This window comes from Pseudonocardia sp. Ae150A_Ps1, from assembly GCF_001932315.1.
GTDB lineage: Bacteria > Actinomycetota > Actinomycetes > Mycobacteriales > Pseudonocardiaceae > Pseudonocardia.
This window is the reverse complement of record NZ_MCIJ01000001.1, coordinates 5,051,173-5,067,369: the sequence shown is the minus strand read 5'-3', so window position 1 is coordinate 5,067,369 and position 16,197 is coordinate 5,051,173. Positions and strand designations below refer to the sequence as shown.

The following is a 16,197-nucleotide window of genomic DNA, read 5'->3' as shown; positions in this document are numbered from 1 at the left end:
GAACCGTCGGGCGGAGCGGGCCGGACGACGAGCGGGACGGCGTTCGCCGTGACGGATCAGTGCGGTCGTCCGAACGCCCGCGGTCCTCTCAGCCGGTCACGCCAGGAGCACGCGGTCGCCCTCCACGCGGACCTCGCGCCGCCCCAGCGGGGCGTTCGCCGGGCCCTCCAGCGGGGCGCCGTCGGCGGTCGCGAACACGCTGCCGTGGCACGGGCAGGAGATGCCGCTGTCGGTCACCTGGTCGACCAGGCATCCGGCGTGCGGGCAGGTGGCGTCGAACCCGACGAACGTGCCCGCCTGCGGCTGGGTGACGACGAGGGCGTCGCCGGGGAACACGCGACCGCCGCCGACGGGGATGTCGGCGGTGGCCGCGACCCCCTGCCCGGCCGGCTCCGGCTGCGCACCCGCCGGGGCCGGTGGTGCGGCGGCCGGGGGCGGGGCGGGGCCGGACTCCCGTGGCGTGCCGTAGGTGGCGCAGCCGGCGGCGCAGCACGCCGCGGCCGCCGCGCCCGCGCCGGTCAGCAGCCGGCGCCGGGTGATCGGGGACATGAGGTCTCCTCGTCGGTCAGAAGGTCAGGCCGTTGTCGGTGAAGAACCAGAGCGCCGAGGTCAGCCAGATGCCGGCGAGTACGGCGAGCAGCAACCCGCCCGCGACGGCGAGCACCCAGCCCGGCACGCCGGGCCGGCGCAGCAGCAGCATCTTCGTGACGAACGCGCCGTAGAACGCGCAGCCCAGCACCGAGTGCAGCAGGGCCGACGTCGTCGCACCCGACCAGCCGAACGCGTACAGGCACTGCACGGCGACGGGGACCGTCACCAGGACAGCCGCACGCCCGGACCAGCGGTGCACGAACGCCGTCCACGGTGACCCGCGGAGCACCCACCGCCCGGTCACGCCCTGGACCAGGGCGAGCAGCAGCGCGAGCGAGCCGAGCCACGCCTTCACGGCGACGCCGCTGGAGAACCCGGCGAGGTTCACCGCGACGCCGGTGGGCTCGTGCTGGCGGGCCCAGACGCCGAGCGCGACCGCGACGAGCGACCCGACGACCACGGCGACCAGCACGACCCGGATCGACGGGCCCGCCGCCTGCGGCTCGACCTGCTGGTCGGCGGCAGGTGGTGCGGTGCGGCGGTCGAGCGTCCGGACGCGGCCGGGCTCGTCGTGCCGGCCGGGCCCGTCGTCCCAGGCTTCGTCGTCCCAGGCTCCGTCGTCCCGGGCTCCGTCGTCCCGGGGCCCGTCGTCCCGGCCGGGCTCGTCCGCCCACCGGGGCTCGTCGTGGCGGCGCCTGCCCCGACGGCGGTCGTCGCGGTGCCGGTCGTCCCCGGCCCACCGGTCGTCCTCGGCCCACGCCTCCTCGGGCCGGTCGCTCCCGGGGCGGTCGTCCTCGGCCCACCCGGCCGTGTCGTCCGGGACGGGTGGACCGCCCCGGCGGGGCCGGGAGCCGGCCGGGGCACCGGCGACCCGGGGCGGGCGGCCGGGCCGCAGGGCCCCGGCGTCCCGTCCCGGGTGGCGCGGGAGGTCCCCGGCCGGCTCGTGGTCCCCGGTCCACGCCCGCGCGTCCGCGCGGACGGAGCCCGGGGCGTTCCGCGGGGCGCCCGGCGCGAACAGGTCGCCGGCGACCGCCCCGCTCCGCCGGGTGGAGGTGCCCTCCCAGCGGTCGGCGAACCCGAGGTGCTGGTCGCCCTCGTCCCATCCGGGGCCGAGCGGGTCGTGCCCGCCGCCGGCCCGGTGGTGTGCCTCGTGGGGGTCCCGGCCGGTGTCGGGCCGGAGCCTGCGGCGGCCCCGGCGCGGCGCGGGGGCGGCCGCCTCCGGTTCGAGCCAGACCCGGTCGTCACCGGCCCACCCACCACTGTGGTCGGGCCGGCGGGGACGGGGGACGCCGCCGCCCGGCACCGGCGCGAAACCGACCGGGTCGGTGGTGTCGCGGTCGGCGTGCCGTGCGCGGGAACCCATCAGTACCCACCGCCGTCGCCACCGGAGCCGGAGGCCGCCGGGGCGGGCCCCTGCGGCGCGGCCGGGGGCGCCGGCGCACCGGTGGCCTGCTCGACGGACGGCGGGTCGGGCGCGGCAGTGAGGACGACGTTCGCCGCCACCATCCCCGCGGCGACCGCGCCGACGGCGGTCAGTGTCAGTACCGGTCCGGAGATCCGCATGTCAGCCGACCTTGATCCGGACGGAGTCGAACGCGGGGGTCTGGTTGGCCCGCTGCATCATCGGCGTGCGGTGCGAGCCGTCGCCCGCCCACGACGAGCACTGCAGCTCACCGGACTGCTGGATCCCCGGGACGTCGATCTTCACCTCGTCCGGGGTGCTGCCGCCGGCGCCGTCCTCGGTGGCCTCGAAGAACAGCGGGTCCGGGGCGGAGTCCGGCGCCTCGGCCGGGTTCGGGAGCATCCGGCACGCGGTGTGGAAGTGCCCTCGCTGCAGGCCCTGGCCGTTGAGCAGCGACGACTCGACGTAGTAGCCGCCCTGGGCGGCCGCGAGGAACCGGTCACGGACCAGGTTCCGGGTGCTGACGGTCATCGAGAACCCCTGGCCCTGCGCGACCTCGTCCGGGGAGTCGGTGATCAGCAGCGACGGGCTCTGGTCGGCCGCGGCGACCTCGCCGAACTCGGTCGACACGCAGCGCGGGGCCTTCTGGAACCCGTCGTGCGGCTGCAGGCGGCTGCCCGTGCAGTCGGAGGCGAGGATGTCGAGCGCGGCCGCGGCGCCGTCCGGGCCGTCGGCACGACCCGCGGCGTCGTCGCCGCCGGCGCCGTCGGCGTCACCGGCGCCGCCCTGCGCCCCGGCGTCCTGGCCGTCGTCCTGCCCGGCGGCGTCCTGGCCCGCGGCGTCCTGGCCGGCCGCGTCCTGGGAGCCGCCGTCCTGGGAACCGGCGTCCTGGCCGCCGGTGTCCCCGCCGTCCTGGGTGGGGTCGGCCGACGAGGAGTGGTCGTGACCGCCGGAGCCCGATCCGGCGCCGGTGACGCCCTCTCCGGACTCGGCGACGTTGGAGGTGCTGCGGTCGTCACCGTCCGACGTCGCGGCCCCAGCCGCGTAGGCGGCCGGGCCCGCCACGAGCAGGCAGGCGACGAAGGTGGCAGCCGCGATCATGCGGCGGCGGCTGGCGGAGACTGGACTCATCGGTGACGGCTCCTCGGTACGTTCCGCGCGCGGCGCGGGCCGGCGCGGTGGGTCGTGTGTCGGTGGGACGCGGTTCCGGGTCCGTCCGGCGGGAGGCCGGGCGGGCCCGCGTCCGGGTGGTCGGGGTCGGTCGTGTCGGGTCCGGCGTGCCGGCGGTCGGGGGTGAACAGGTCGGTGTCGAGGACGGCCGGGCCGAACTCCCCCGTCGACCCGGGTCCGTCGCGCTCACGCAGGGACGGGTCGGTGTCGAGCGAGCCCGCACCCCCGTCCGGCCGTGGCCGCGCGGGTGGGACGTGCGCGAGCTCGTCCCACGGGTCGGGCGGACCGACCGGGAGTGCCGCCCGGCGCGGTGGCGGACCGGCGGCGTCGTCGCGGGCCCGTCGCGGCCGCGGGATCAGCCCGCCGGCCGGGAGGAGGCCCGACGTGGCCACGCCACCGCCGGGCCGTCCACGCCGGTAGAGCGTCATCAGCAGTCCGCCCGCGGCGAGCAGCGCCACCCCGACGACGATCGCCGGGACGACCAGGGCGGACATGCTGCGGGTCGAGACGGGGTCCGGTGGTGCGGGCAGCGCGGCGTAGTCGACCATCCCGGTCGCCTCGAGGTAGCCGATGTGCCGGGTGACGTAGGCGTCGGCCTCGGCGGCGAACTGCCGCACCATCTCGTTGCGGGTACCGGAGCGGACCTGCGCGATGGCCGGGAGGATCGTCCCGTACGCCGAGCGCAGGATCTGCACGAACTGCCGATCGTAGTCGGCGCCCGACCGGCCGGTCAGGTCGTTCATCCAGCCGATCTGCTGGTCGCTCGGACGGCTGGGCAGCGGGACGCCGAGCCTGCCCGCGGTGTCGCGGACGATCTCGTCCAGGGCGTGGTGCTCGACGGCGACCTTCTGGCCGACGTCGCGCACCGCGTCGCTGCTCGCCTGCTGCTGGGCCTGCTCGCCGGTCGGGGCCTCCCACAGCCCGGCGAGCCGCACCTTCTCCAGCAGGTCGCGGTCGGCGGGGCCGAGCGGCCCCCACTGCGTCTGGGTCCAGCCCGTGCCGGCGGCAGCCGGTACCGAGGCCCAGGACTGGGCCAGCGCGACGGCCACGACCGCGGCGAGCGCGGCCACGATCGACCAGCGCAGCGGGCCGGGGATCCGGCGGGACGTACGTGTTTCTCCTCGGGATTCGGGGGGCTCAGACCTGGGCGAACTGCTCGGTGTGCACCCGGTCCTCCGGGACTCCGAGCGTCGACAGGGTGGTGAGGACGTCGGTGACCAGCTGCGGACGCCCGCAGATGAAGTAGTCGAGTCGCCGGCGTTCGTCGTCGATGTCGGTCAGGACGGCGGCCAGCAGGGCGGTGTCGATCGGCCCGGTGGCCCCGCCCCAGTCCGGCGCCGGGCGGCGCAGGACCTCGGTGACCTGCAGGTCGAGCATCGTGCGGAGGTACGCGAGCTCGGACCGGAACAGCAGGTCCGCGCGGTCGCGGGCGTGCACGACGAGCCGGTACGGCCGCGGGTCGCCGCGGTCGGCCGCGGTGCGGAGCATGCTCATCATCGGCGTGATCCCGACCCCGCCGGCGATCAGCACGAGCCCGGTCGAGGGCACCGCGTCCGGGGTGAAGGAGCCGTAGGGCCCGTCCACCCAGACCGGGTCGCCGCGGCGCAGGTCGCGCAGCCGGGAGGCGAAGTCGCCGGTGTGCCGCACGGTGAACTCGATCCGGCCGCCGTCGGTCGCCGAGGACGCGATCGTGAACGGGTGCTCCTCCACCGACATCCGCTCCAGCCGGAGCCAGGCGAACTGGCCCGGCCGGAACCAGGGGCCGGTGTGCCGACCGCGGCGGGCCAGCACCAGCGTCGAGACGGTCGTGCTCTCCGGGCGCACCACGTGCACCCGGAACTCGCCGGCCGCGGCACGCATGCCCCAGCGCAGCACCAGCACGGCGATCAGCAGCAGGCCGAGGCCGGCGAGCACCGGCCCCATCACCGCGTCGGTGACCAGGTTGTTCAGCCAGAGCACGTGCAGGCAGGACCCGCCGAGGACGACGGCGGCCAGGCTGAGGTGCAGCCAGCGCCACACCTCGTGCGAGCCGGACCGCACCCCGCGCAGCGCGAGGACGATCAGCACCACGACGGTGACCGTCGCGACCGTCGCGGCCTGGCCGCGCGCCGGTGCGGACAGCGGGACCAGCAGGCCGATCCGGGCCGGCTGGTCGGCGATCACGCAGGCCAGGTGGAGCGCGACGAGCGCACCGGCGAGCACGCCCAGCCTGCGGTGCAGGCCGAGCAGGGTCTCCAGCCCGAGCGCGCCCGACAGGCCACGCACCCGGGACGGCAGCACGGCGACGATCACCATCGCCGACAGCGCCAGCAGACCGGTGAGCATCGACAGCAGGTGCATGAACGGCTGCGGGCCCGAGCGGAGCATCCAGATCACCGAGGGGCCGACCAGGACCGTGACCAGCACGGATCCCCAGGCCCTCCGGGCGCGACGGTGCGCCAGCCAGGCGTCGGCGGGCGGCGGGTCGTCCCGCCGCACCGGCACGGTGACCGGATGCGCGGCGGGGCGGCTCACCGGTCGCCGGGCACACGCCCGGCGAGGATCGGAGCACGCATCGGCCGCGGGTGGCCGGTGCGGGATGCTGCCGCGCGCAGCGGCACGGGCCGGGGGCGCACCGGGCGGGGATGCGCGGTGGACGCTACGGTCACGCGGACGCCGGGGGCACGTCCGGGCAGCACGGGACGACGGACTGTCATCGGGTCACTTCCGGTTCGGGGAGCCGGCCGGGCGGGGGTTCCCGGCCACCGCCGCGACTCGAGGGGGAGCGGTCGCGATGCGGCGCCGCCGACGATAGGAACCGGCCCGAGATCAGGTTGCGTTCCTGAGAGACGTCACCGGCGTCCGGGCTCCGGGAGAAGGTGAACGGCGACCGGTCGCTCCACCCGGAGTACAGACGTCCGTCCATCCGGCGCCGCCACTCTCAGGGACGGACCGTTCACCGCCCGGAGCGGCGTCGGGTGTCGACGGGCGGTGGAACTGTGTCCCGGGCCATACGCCGCGCGGGGAGGCACGGGAACGCACCCGTCCGGCCCCGGCGCGGGCGCCCGGAACGGACGCACGCGCCGCCGTCCTCCGCCCCACCCGGCACGTCCGGATCCCCCTGTCCCGATGCCACCGGCCGGTCGTGCACCGGTCGCCGGCTGCCGCGCCGACCACCCGGGCGTCCCCACCGCCGGGTCCGCCGGACCGGGGACACGGCCGACCGGCCCCGCCCGGCGGACGCGCCCGTTCGCGGTACGGCCACTTCGCGGTCACCGGACGGCCCGCGCTCGACTACCCTCGGGCCACGTGCTGATCCGGACATTCGGGATCGCCCGCTCCCTCGCGACCTACCACGGCATCCCTGGCCGCCAACGCCGGATGCGCGCTCTGTACGGGCAGTTCCTGGGACCCGGCGATCTGGCCTTCGACATCGGCGCGCACGCCGGCAACCGGGTGCGCGCCTGGCGCGGGCTGGGCGCGCGGGTCGTCGCGATCGAGCCCCAGCCCGACTTCGTGCGCCTGCTGCGCCTGTTCTTCGACCGCGACCCGGAGGTGACGGTCGTGCCCGCCGCGCTGGGTGCCCGGCCGGGCACCGCGCGGCTCGGGATCTCCCGTGCCACGCCGACGGTGTCGTCGATGTCGGAGACCTGGCGCCGCACCGTCGCGGACGACGCCGGTTTCGCACGGGTGCGCTGGGACGAGTCGGTGCCGGTACCCGTCACCACCCTCGACGAGCTCGCCGCGACGCACGGCGTCCCCGCGTTCTGCAAGATCGACGTCGAGGGGTTCGAGGCGGACGTGCTCGCCGGGCTGACGCACCCGCTGCCCGCCCTGTCGTTCGAGTACCTGCCCGCGGCGCACGACGCCGCCCTCGCCGCCCTCGACCGGGTCGAGTCCCTCGGGCGGTACGTCTACCGCTACTCCCCCGTCGAGACGATGCGCTGGGACCCCACCGCGGGCGGGCGCTGGCTGGACGCCGACGAGCTCAGGGCCCTGCTCGACCGCAGGCGCCCGCTCGGCCGGTCCGGCGACGTCTACGCCCGTGCGGCGCCGTCCGCGGCGGGCGACGGCCCCGGTCCGTCGTGATCGCCCGGCCCGAGCGGTCCCCGGCCGTCGCGTCGCCGCTGGTCCGGCAGCTCGCGGGCGCCACCGCGCTGCTGGCCGTCGTGCTGGCGGGCTCGGCGGCGGTCACCGGCGCCGGCGTCCTCCGGACTACGGCGGGCGTGCTGCTCGCCGCACTGATCCTGGTGCTGCTGGTGCGGGCCGCCCGCCGGGCCGGGGAGACGACGCTCGGACCGGCCGGGCTGGTGACGGTCGCCCGCGGCACGCTCGTCGTCGGTGCGGCCACGCTGGTCGGGCGGGACGACCTCGCCCAGGCCGTGCTGGTGGGGCTCACCGTGGTGGCACTAGCACTGGACGCGGTGGACGGCGTCGTCGCCCGGCGCACCGGCACCGCGACCGCGTTCGGCGCCCGGTTCGACATGGAGACCGACGCGCTGCTGCTGCTCGTGCTCTCGGCGCACGTCACCGCCACGTCGGGCGAGGTCTGGCTCCTGGCGCTGGGCCTGATGCGGTACGCCTACGTCGGTGCGGCGCGCATCCTGCCGTGGCTGGACGGGGAGCTGCCGGTCCGGCGCTCCGCCAAGGTCGTCGCCGCCGTGCAGGGGGTCGTGCTGATCGTGACCGCCGCCGGGCTGCTCCCCCGGCCGGTCGAGACCGCCGCGCTCGCCGTCGCCCTGGTGGCGCTGCTCTGGTCCTTCGGTTCGTCGGTCGCGTGGCGGTGGCGCGCGGTCGACGCGCACCCGGTCCGGTTGCGGGTCGCGGCCGCGGGCCTGCTCACGGTCGCCGCCGCGGCGCTGGTGACCGGCCTGCACGTGCTGCCCGGCGACCCGTCGCACGTCGCGCCGCAGGCGTTCCTGCGGCTCCCGGTCGAGGCCGTCGCCGGGATCGCCCTGCTCGCGGTGCTGCCCGGGCGGCTGCGTGCGATCGCGGCGGCCGTCGCGGGGACCGTGGTCGCGCTGCTCGGGCTCCTCAAGGCGCTCGACATCGGCTTCGAGGTGGCGCTGGGCCGCAGCTTCGACCCGGTCGCGGACTGGGTGCTGCTGGGCAACGCCCGCGATTTCCTGCAGGGCGCAGGCGGGTCCGGGACGCTCGTCGCCGTCCTCGCCGCGCTCGCCGTGCTCGGGCTCGTCGTCGCGACGGCGGGCGCGGTCGTCCGGCTGGGCCGGCTCGCCGCCCGGCACCGGCGGACCACGCTGGCCTGCGCCGCCGTGCTCGGCGCGGCGTGGCTGGTGGTCTGGGCCGCACCCGGCGGGCGGCTCGTCCCCGGTGTCCCGATCGCCGCCGCCGACGGCGTCGCGCAGCTGCGCGACCGGGCCTCACAGATCCCGTCCGCGGTCCACGACCGGTACGTCTTCTCCACCGAGGCCGCGCAGGACGACTGGGCCGGCGTCCCCGCCGACCGGCTGCTCGCCGGGCTGCGGGGCAAGGACGTCGTGTTCGCCGTCGTCGAGAGCTACGGACGGTCGGCCATCGAGGACCCGGCCATGGCGCCGTCCGTCGGGCCGGTCCTGGCCGAGGGCGACCGGCGGCTCGCCGACGCCGGGTTCGCCTCCCGCAGCGGGTTCCTCACCTCTCCGGTCACCGGCGGCGGGAGCTGGCTGGCGCACGCGACCCTGTTCGCCGGGCTGCGGATCGGCGACCAGGCCCGGCACCAGCAGCTCGTCGGGTCCGACCGGCTCACCCTCACCCGGGCGTTCCGCGACGCCGGCTGAGAGACCACCGCCGTGATGCCCGGGACCACCCGGGACTGGCCGGAGGCGGCGTTCTACGGGCACCAGCGGGTGCACGCCTTCGACGGGCTCGGCTACCGCGGCCCGCCGTTCAGCTGGTCCCCGATGCCCGACCAGTACGCCCTGTCCGCCTTCGACCGGCTCGAGTACGGCCGCACCGACCGCGGCCCGCTCATGGCCGAGGTCGCGCTGACCTCCAGCCACGCCCCGTGGTCCCCCGTGCCGCCGCTGCTGCCCTGGGACCGCGTCGGGGACGGGTCGGCCTACGCCCCGTACGCCCACGACCAGCGTGCCTGGGACACGATCTGGACCGGCGACCCGGCCGCGATCCGCGCGGACTACGTGCGCTCGACCGAGTACTCGCTGGAGACCCTCTACGACTGGGTGAGCCGCTTCGGCGACGACCGGCTCGTCGTGGTGGTCCTGGGCGACCACCAGCCCGCCCCGATGGTCGTCGGGCAGGACGCGGGCCGGGACGTGCCGATCTCGGTGGTGACCCGGGACCAGGCCGTCCTGGACCGGATCGCCGGCTGGGGCTGGACGCCCGGGCTGCGGCCGCCGCCGACGGCGCCCGTGCAGCCGATGGAGGACTTCCGCGACCGGTTCCTCTCCGCCTTCAACCGGTGACCGGCGGGCGCACCCGGTAGTGCAGCAGGACGAGGTCGCCGATCGGCCGGGCCTCGACCAGCTCCATCGGGGCCCCTGGCCCCTGCGGGAAGCCGCCGTCGTGCACGAACCGCGGCGCGCGGGGGTCCCCGACGAAGAACGGCGCGACGACCACGTGCAGCTCGTCCACCAGGCCCGCGGTGAGGAACGCGGTGTGCACGACGCCGCCGCCCTCGACCAGCAGCCGTCGCACCCCGCGGCGGGCGAGATCGGCGACCACCGCCGCCGGGTCGGGCGGGTCGCCCCCGTCGGCGACGTCGGCGACCGCGCCGAGGCGGGCACGCAGCCGGGGCACCGCGGGCCCGGACGCGTACACCAGCGGCCGGGCCGGGGCGTCGACGGTGAACACGGTCGCCGACGGGTCCAGGTCGGACCCCGCGGCAGCGAGGACCACCCGCAGCGGCGACGGCGCGCGCCCGGCGGCGACCCGCTCCGCACGGCGCCGGTCCGAGCGCACCAGCAACCGGGAATCGTCGTTGCGCACGGTGCCCGCCCCGACCAGGACGGCGTCCACCTCCGCCCGGACGCCGTCGACCCGGTCCAGGTCCACGGCGTCGGAGAGCACGAGCGTGGCGGGGCCCGCGTCGTCGATGTAGCCGTCCAGCGACATCGCCACCGACGCCAGGACGTACGGCCTGCCGCGCGTCACCGTGGGGACGGTACGCGAGCGCGCCGGTAGGGTCGTCCGGCGTGACCCGAGAGGCCCGCGCGTTCCGGCTCGCCGCCCCCGGCCGCGGTGAGATCCGGACGGTCCCGTTGCCCGGCCCGGGACCGGGCGAGGTCCTGGTCCGCACCCGGTTCACCGGGATCAGCCGCGGCACCGAGACCCTGGTCTTCCGCGGTGAGGTACCGCCCGGCGAGTACGCGACGATGCGGACGCCGTTCCAGCAGGGCGAGTTCCCGGCCCCGGTCGAGTACGGCTACCTCGCCGTCGGCGACGTCGAGGAGGGCCCGCCGGAGCTCGTCGGGCGGACGGTGTTCTGCCTGCACCCGCACCGCACCCGGTTCGTCGTCCCCGCGGACGCCGTCGTCGTGGTCCCCGACGACGTCCCCGCCGGCCGGGCGGTGCTGGCGGGCACCGTGGAGACGGCCGTCAACGCCGCCTGGGACGCGGCCCCGCTGGTCGGGGACCGGATCGCCGTCGTCGGGGCGGGGATGGTCGGGTGCAGCGTGGCCGCGGTACTGGCCGGGCTGCCCGGCGCCCGGGTCGAGCTGGTCGATCCCGACCCGGACCGCGCCCCGGTGGCGGCGGCGCTCGGAGTGGGGTTCGCCGCCCCCGCCGACGCGACCGGCGGCTGCGATCTCGTCGTGCACGCCAGCGCCACCGGAGCGGGCCTGGAGCGGTCGCTGGAGCTGCTCGCGCCGGAGGGCGAGGTGCTCGAGCTCAGCTGGTACGGCACCCGCCGGGTGGAGATCGGGCTCGGCGGCGCGTTCCACAGCGGGCGCCTGGCCGTGCGCTCCAGCCAGGTCGGCACGGTGTCCCCGCGCCGGGCGGGCCGCGGCTACGGCGAGCGGATGGCGCTGGCGCTGCGGCTGCTCGCCGACCCGCGGTTCGACGCGCTGATCGGCGGCGAGTGCCGGTTCGACGAGCTGCCGTCGGTGCTGGCCCGGATGGCGGCCGGCGAGCCCCCGGCGCTCTGCGTCCGCGTCACCTACGACGACGCGTAGCCCGTCACGGCCCGGTGCCGTCGAGCTGCGGCAGGTGGTGGCCGAGGCGGTCGCGCTTCGCCGTCAGGTACCGGACGTTGTGCTCGTCCACCGGCTCCAGCAACGGCACCAGCTCGGTCACGGTGATCCCGTTGCCGGTCAGCGCCGACGCCTTCTCCGGGTTGTTGGACAGCAGCCGCACCCGGTCGACACCGAGGTACCGCAGCGCCACGGCCGCCGCCCCGAAGTCGCGGACGTCGACCGGCAGGCCGAGCGCGACGGCCGAGTCCACGGTGTCCAGGCCGTCGTCGTCCTGCAGGGTGTGCGTGCGGATCTTCGCCAGCAGGCCGATCCCGCGCCCCTCGTGCCCGCGGAGGTACACGATCACCCCGCACCCCGCTGCGGCGACGGCGTCGAGCGCCGAGGCCAGCTGGGCCCCGCACTCGCACCGCCGGGCGCCGAACACGTCGCCGGTCAGGCACTCCGAGTGCATGCGCACCAGGACCTCCGGCACCTCCGCCGGATCGCCGAGCACCAGCGCGAGGTGCTCGGGCCCACCGGGGTGCTCGCGGAACGCGACCGCCCGGAACGTCCCGTGCCGGGTCGTCAGCTGCGACTCGGCGACCTCGGCCGGTCCGTCGCGATGAGGATCGTGCACTGCCTCTCCTTCGTCAGCGGGCGGACCCGTGGAAACCTCGTCCGCGTGCATCTTCTCCCGACCGAGACCACCGTGGACGTGCAGAACCGGCCCGTCGTCGCGGCGCTGCTGCCCGTCGGCAGCCACGAGCAGCACGGGCCGCACCTGCCGCTCGACACCGACACCGTCGTCGCGACGTCGCTGGCCGCGCGGCTCGGACAGGAGTACCCCGTCCGGGTCCTGCCCCCGGTCGCGATCTCCTGCTCGCACGAGCACGCCGCCTGGGCCGGGACGGTGAGCATCTCCGCCACCACGCTGGCCGCGGTCGTCGGCGACGTCGCCGCCTCGCTGCGCGCGGCGGGCGTCCCGGCGCTGGTGCTGGTCAACGGGCACGGCGGGAACCACGTGCTGCGCAACGTCGTCCAGGAGGCCTCGACCGGGCCACTGCCCATGGCGTTGTTCCCCGGTGGCGACGACTGGGTGGCCGCCCGGGCCGCAGGCGGCCTGGTCTCCAGCCACTCCGCCGACATGCACGCCGGCGAGCTGGAGACGTCGATCCTGCTGCACGCCCGGCCGGACGTCGTCCGGCCCGGGTTCGCCGGCGCCGACCACGACGCCGACGAGCGGCCGCACATGCTCACGCTCGGGCTGCAGGCCTACTCCGGGTCGGGCGTCGTCGGTAGGCCCTCGCTGGCGACCGAGGGGAAGGGCCGGGCCGTGCTGGACGCCCTGGTCGCCGGGTTCGGCGACCACCTCCGGGCGCTCGGGTCCCGGTGACCCCGGGGCGGGTGTGACGCCGGTCCGCCGCCGCCACGCGACCACCAGGCCACCGGGCACGCACCCGATGAGCGCCAGCACGCCGTAGACGACGGCGGTGGCCAGCCCCTCGGCCGCGGGGAGGCCGACGGCCGCGAACGCGGCGACCGCGACCGCCTCACGCGGGCCCCAGCCACCAACGTTGAGCGGCAGGGCCATCGCCAGCAGGGCCAGTACCAGCAGCGGAAGCAGCTCCGCGACACCGGCTACCGATCCGGCGACACGCGCCGCGAGCACGAACACGGCGAGATGGCAGGCCAGCGACCCCGCCGACGCCAGCAGTACCGCGGCGGCGGTCCGGGCCCGCAGCAGCGCGCGGACGTCACCGAGCAGCCCGCCCAGCCGGTCCCGCAGCAGCCGCCCGGCCACGACGAGCACGACGACCGCCGCGGCGGCGGCCCAGACCGCGCCCCCGGGCACGAGCGCGCCGACCGCGCGGAGCAGGTCGGGCTGTGCGACGAGCACCGCCACCGCGACGACGACCAGCACCAGCTGGGCGGCGAGCCGCTCCAGCACGACGGCGCGGACGCCCCCGCCGACGTCACCGGCCCGGCGGCCGTGGCTGACCGCGCGGTGGACGTCGCCGAGGACCCCCGACGGGAGCACCGAGTTGAGGAAGCTCGCCCGGTAGCAGTCGGCGAACGCGCCGGGCCAGGCCAGGTGCAGGCCCAGGCCGCGGGCCGTGAGGCACCACCGCCACGCGGTGCAGGCCGTGCCCAGTGCCCCGAGCACGACCGCGGCCAGGACGGTGCGGGCGTCGAGATCGCGCAGCCGCTCCAGCACCGGTCCCGCCCCGACCTGCACGACCAGCACCCCGAGCAGCGCGACACCGGCGGCGAGGCGGAGCAGCGTGCCTGCGCGGGCGCTCACGCCCGCGGCCCCGGCCCGCCGGTCCCGGCGGGGAACACCAGCAGGTCGGAGTGCCCGACGGCGACGGTGAGGCGGCCGGCGGCCAGCTCCCGGTACCGGCGCTCCCGGTGGTCCTCGACGGCCGCGCGCAGCTCGGGACGCTGCGCGCGGGCCGCGTCGTACCAGCCGGCGAGCCACTCCCGGGTCAGCTCCGGACGGTCCGGCCCGAGCCGCCAGGGGGTGGCGGCGGTCCGGACCCGGGCGCCCCGACGGCGGAACGCGGCCGCGGTGTACCCGGCGGCGTCCGGCCCGAGCAGGACGCGTCCGCCGGTCTCGCGGCGCTGGTGGCCGTCGAAGGCGGCGGCCACCTCGCGGTCCGCCGGCCCGGCGGGATCGAACCGCACCTCACCGGTCACCGACAGGGTCAACAGGGCCGGGCACCCGGCCCGCGTGCAGGCGTCGGCGAGGTCGTCGATCTCCCCGGCGGTCAGCAGGTCGAGCAGCGCGGACGCGGTGACCAGCGACGTCCCGGCCAGCTCCGCCGCGTCGAGCGCGGTCAGGTCGCCGTGGCGGGCCTCGCCGGTGACGCCGCCGGGCAGGCCGGCGAGCGCGCGGTCGAGCAGCACCGGGTCGCGGTCGTGCAGGATCCAGTGCTGGTCACCGGCACCGTGTGCCCGCAGGTGCGGTGCCAGCCAGCGGGCCATCGACCCGGTGCCGCACCCGAGGTCGCGCACGACGAGCGGCCCCTCCGGCAGGGCGTCGCACAGCGCGGCGGCGAGGTCGGCGGAGCGGGCCTCGGCGTCGGCGGGCTCGCGCACGGCGAGCCACTCCGGCGGGCAGACCGGCGACCCGGCCGCCCCCTGCAGCGGGGCGCTCACACCAGCACCCGGTCGAGCCGCCGGGCCGCGGACGGCCAGTCGTCGAGCCGGTCCCGGCGGCGGCGGGCGGCGGCGCGCGCGGCGGCGCGGACGTCGCCGCGGCCGAGCCAGGTGCGGAGGCCGTCGGCGAGCGCGCCGGTGTCACCGGGTGCGACGAGCAGGCCGGGCCGGTCGTCGCCGGTGCCGCCCAGTGTCTCCGGCACCCCACCGGTCGCGGTCGCCAGCACCGGCACCGCCCGGGCCAGCGCCTCGGTCACGACCATCCCGTAGGACTCGGTCCGGGACGGGAGGACGAGCAGGTCGGCGATCGCATAGGCGGCGTCGAGCTCCGCGCCGGTGCGCGGCCCGTCGAGGCTCACCCGGCCGGTGAGACCGTGCCGTTCGACGGCGTCCCGCACGGCGGCGGTGTGCGCCGGATCCCGGTCGAGCGGGCCGACCAGCCGGAGCGTCCAGTCCGTGCCTGCGAGCCGGGCCAGTGCCTCCACCAGCAGGTCGTGGCCCTTCGTCGGGGTGAGCGCGCCGACGGCGAGCAGCCGGGTCCCCGGCTCCTGCGGCGCGGTGACGGGCGCCGGGTCGGCGCCCGGGGGAACGACGTGCACCCGGTCCGCGGGCAGGTCGTGCAGCTCGGCGACGCGCCGCGCCGTCCAGGGGCTCGTGGTCACCACCGCGGCGGCGTGGTGCAGGGCGGCGCGCTCGCGCCGCCGCCGGTCCTCGGACACGTCCGGGGGCACCCCGTGCTCGTCACCGAGCGGCAGGTGCACGAGCACGACCGCGGTGATCCGGCCGGCGTGCCGGGCGAGGACGGCCGGTGCGCCGCAGGCCACGAGCCCGTCGAGCAGCACGAGTGCGTCGTCCGGGACACCGGCGAGCAGGTCGTCGAGCGCGTCGAGCGCGGCCCGGTCCGGATCCGGGTGGCCGGCACCGGCGAGCTCGCGCACCGGGCGCCCGAGCGCGGCCAGCCCGGTGCACATCCGGCGGTCGTACACGTTGCCGCCGCTGGGTGAGCGGGGATCGTCGACCGTGGCCGGGACGACCACGTGCACCGTCCGCCGGGGGTCCGGCTCGGTCACAGGGTCCGCTCGTAGCTCGCCCACGCCACGTGCGACTCGTGCAGGGTCACCACCAGCCCGGCCAGCCCGCGCGCGCCGGGCCCGAGGCCGCCGGCCCGTACCCGCTCCGCGAGGCGGTCGGCGATCGCGCGGGCCAGGAACTCGGTGGTGGTGTTGACGCCGGCGAAGTCCGAGTGCTCGTCGAGGTCGCGGTGGTTGAGGTCGGCCAGCACCTCACCCAGCTGCGTGGTGGCGAGCGCGATGTCGACCACGATCCCGTCGGGATCGAGCTCGGGGCGCCGGAACGTCGCGTCGACCAGGAAGGTCGCCCCGTGCCGCTGCTGCGCCGGTCCGAAGACGTCCCCGCGCAGGCTGTGCGCGATCATGACGTGGTCCCTGACGGTGATGCTGAACAAGACGGGGTGACTCCTCGCGGTCGGGCGGCCCGGCTGACGGTGGTGCGCACCCGTCAGCGGCCGTATCGGACATACCCGACAGTCTGCCGTGGACTCCGCTCCCCGGGGGACCGTGTGCGGCCACCGGACGGGTCGGTGCGTCCGGGCGGCACGGCACGGGAGGTCATCGGGTCACTTCCGGTTCGGGGAGCGGCCGGGATCGGTCCCGGCCACCACCGCGACCCGACGGGGGAGCCGGCCGCGGTGCGGTGCGGTGCCGACGACGATAGGAAGCCCGAGCGGGATCGGGTTGCGTTCCTGAG

Annotated in this window: 16 protein-coding genes and 1 pseudogene; 5 read left to right on the top strand and 12 right to left on the bottom strand. The window is 77.1% G+C overall.

Going from position 1 to position 16,197, the window contains the following annotated elements:
• Positions 1-96: 96 nt before the first annotated feature.
• From Ae150APs1_RS23790 to Ae150APs1_RS23765, 6 genes are all read right to left on the bottom strand, one after another.
• On the bottom strand, positions 97-549 hold the full coding sequence (locus tag Ae150APs1_RS23790) for a Rieske (2Fe-2S) protein (protein WP_060722331.1): 453 nt from the start codon (positions 547-549) through the stop codon (positions 97-99).
• A 16-nt stretch (positions 550-565) separates the two neighbouring features.
• The gene (locus Ae150APs1_RS34410) at positions 566-1,954 is read right to left on the bottom strand and encodes a DUF6529 family protein (RefSeq protein WP_283160259.1); all 1,389 of its coding nucleotides are present in this window, start codon (positions 1,952-1,954) and stop codon (positions 566-568) included.
• Entirely contained in the window at positions 1,954-2,154 is a 201-nt protein-coding gene (locus tag Ae150APs1_RS23780; protein ID WP_010238783.1) for a hypothetical protein, read from the bottom strand. The genes Ae150APs1_RS34410 and Ae150APs1_RS23780 overlap by 1 nt, the downstream gene beginning before the upstream one ends.
• A 1-nt stretch (position 2,155) precedes the next feature.
• On the bottom strand, positions 2,156-3,124 hold the full coding sequence (locus tag Ae150APs1_RS23775) for a Pecanex-like protein 1 (RefSeq protein ID WP_139317040.1): 969 nt from the start codon (positions 3,122-3,124) through the stop codon (positions 2,156-2,158).
• Positions 3,121-4,233, bottom strand: a complete 1,113-nt coding sequence (locus tag Ae150APs1_RS23770) for a DUF4142 domain-containing protein (protein ID WP_075300413.1) — start codon at positions 4,231-4,233, stop codon at positions 3,121-3,123. Before Ae150APs1_RS23770 ends, Ae150APs1_RS23775 begins: the two co-directional genes overlap by 4 nt.
• 67 nt (positions 4,234-4,300) lie before the next feature.
• On the bottom strand, positions 4,301-5,677 hold the full coding sequence (locus Ae150APs1_RS23765) for a ferric reductase-like transmembrane domain-containing protein (protein ID WP_083680329.1): 1,377 nt from the start codon (positions 5,675-5,677) through the stop codon (positions 4,301-4,303).
• A 774-nt stretch (positions 5,678-6,451) separates the two neighbouring features.
• Between Ae150APs1_RS23765 and Ae150APs1_RS23760 the strand changes: the two genes are divergently transcribed.
• Genes Ae150APs1_RS23760 through Ae150APs1_RS30630 form a run of 3 tightly spaced genes read left to right on the top strand, consistent with a single transcriptional unit; the run spans position 6,452 to position 9,564 of the window.
• Positions 6,452-7,231 carry an FkbM family methyltransferase gene (locus Ae150APs1_RS23760; protein ID WP_075300411.1) on the top strand — a complete coding sequence of 260 codons (780 nt, stop codon included), beginning with the start codon at positions 6,452-6,454 and terminating at the stop codon, positions 7,229-7,231.
• Positions 7,228-8,919, top strand: coding sequence for a CDP-alcohol phosphatidyltransferase family protein (locus tag Ae150APs1_RS32965; protein WP_083680328.1), 1,692 nt, complete (start codon positions 7,228-7,230; stop codon positions 8,917-8,919). Before Ae150APs1_RS23760 ends, Ae150APs1_RS32965 begins: the two co-directional genes overlap by 4 nt.
• A 15-nt stretch (positions 8,920-8,934) precedes the next feature.
• Positions 8,935-9,564, top strand: a complete 630-nt coding sequence (locus tag Ae150APs1_RS30630) for a hypothetical protein (protein WP_083706887.1) — start codon at positions 8,935-8,937, stop codon at positions 9,562-9,564.
• Here the strand turns inward: Ae150APs1_RS30630 and Ae150APs1_RS23750 are convergent.
• Positions 9,554-10,252: a dihydrofolate reductase family protein gene (locus Ae150APs1_RS23750; protein ID WP_139317037.1), complete on the bottom strand. Its 699-nt coding sequence runs from the start codon at positions 10,250-10,252 to the stop codon at positions 9,554-9,556. The genes Ae150APs1_RS30630 and Ae150APs1_RS23750 overlap by 11 nt on opposite strands.
• 41 nt (positions 10,253-10,293) lie before the next feature.
• Here Ae150APs1_RS23750 and Ae150APs1_RS23745 point away from each other — a divergent pair, with 41 nt between their 5' ends.
• Entirely contained in the window at positions 10,294-11,271 is a 978-nt protein-coding gene (locus Ae150APs1_RS23745; protein ID WP_075300409.1) for a zinc-binding alcohol dehydrogenase, read from the top strand.
• A gap of 4 nt (positions 11,272-11,275) precedes the next feature.
• Here the strand turns inward: Ae150APs1_RS23745 and Ae150APs1_RS23740 are convergent, their stop codons facing one another.
• The gene (locus Ae150APs1_RS23740; protein ID WP_082399574.1) at positions 11,276-11,959 is read right to left on the bottom strand and encodes a GTP cyclohydrolase II; all 684 of its coding nucleotides are present in this window, start codon (positions 11,957-11,959) and stop codon (positions 11,276-11,278) included.
• Between Ae150APs1_RS23740 and Ae150APs1_RS23735 the strand changes: the two genes are divergently transcribed.
• Positions 11,954-12,664: a creatininase family protein gene (locus Ae150APs1_RS23735; protein WP_075302502.1), complete on the top strand. Its 711-nt coding sequence runs from the start codon at positions 11,954-11,956 to the stop codon at positions 12,662-12,664. The genes Ae150APs1_RS23740 and Ae150APs1_RS23735 overlap by 6 nt on opposite strands.
• A gap of 72 nt (positions 12,665-12,736) precedes the next feature.
• On the opposite strand, the pseudogene Ae150APs1_RS23730 reads toward Ae150APs1_RS23735, so the two are convergent.
• The 4 genes and pseudogenes from Ae150APs1_RS23730 to Ae150APs1_RS23715 all read right to left on the bottom strand — a co-directional run.
• A pseudogene (locus tag Ae150APs1_RS23730) lies at positions 12,737-13,573 on the bottom strand (lysylphosphatidylglycerol synthase domain-containing protein); the annotation flags it as partial.
• Complete coding sequence (locus Ae150APs1_RS23725) at positions 13,570-14,430, bottom strand: class I SAM-dependent methyltransferase (RefSeq protein ID WP_083680326.1); 861 nt, start codon at positions 14,428-14,430, stop codon at positions 13,570-13,572. The pseudogene Ae150APs1_RS23730 and the gene Ae150APs1_RS23725, both read right to left, overlap by 4 nt.
• A complete protein-coding gene (locus Ae150APs1_RS23720; RefSeq protein ID WP_249265916.1) occupies positions 14,427-15,500 on the bottom strand; it encodes a glycosyltransferase family 4 protein in 1,074 nt (357 codons plus the stop codon). The genes Ae150APs1_RS23725 and Ae150APs1_RS23720 overlap by 4 nt, the downstream gene beginning before the upstream one ends.
• Positions 15,497-15,895, bottom strand: a complete 399-nt coding sequence (locus Ae150APs1_RS23715; RefSeq protein ID WP_075300405.1) for a 6-carboxytetrahydropterin synthase — start codon at positions 15,893-15,895, stop codon at positions 15,497-15,499. The genes Ae150APs1_RS23720 and Ae150APs1_RS23715 overlap by 4 nt, the downstream gene beginning before the upstream one ends.
• Positions 15,896-16,197 lie beyond the last annotated feature (302 nt).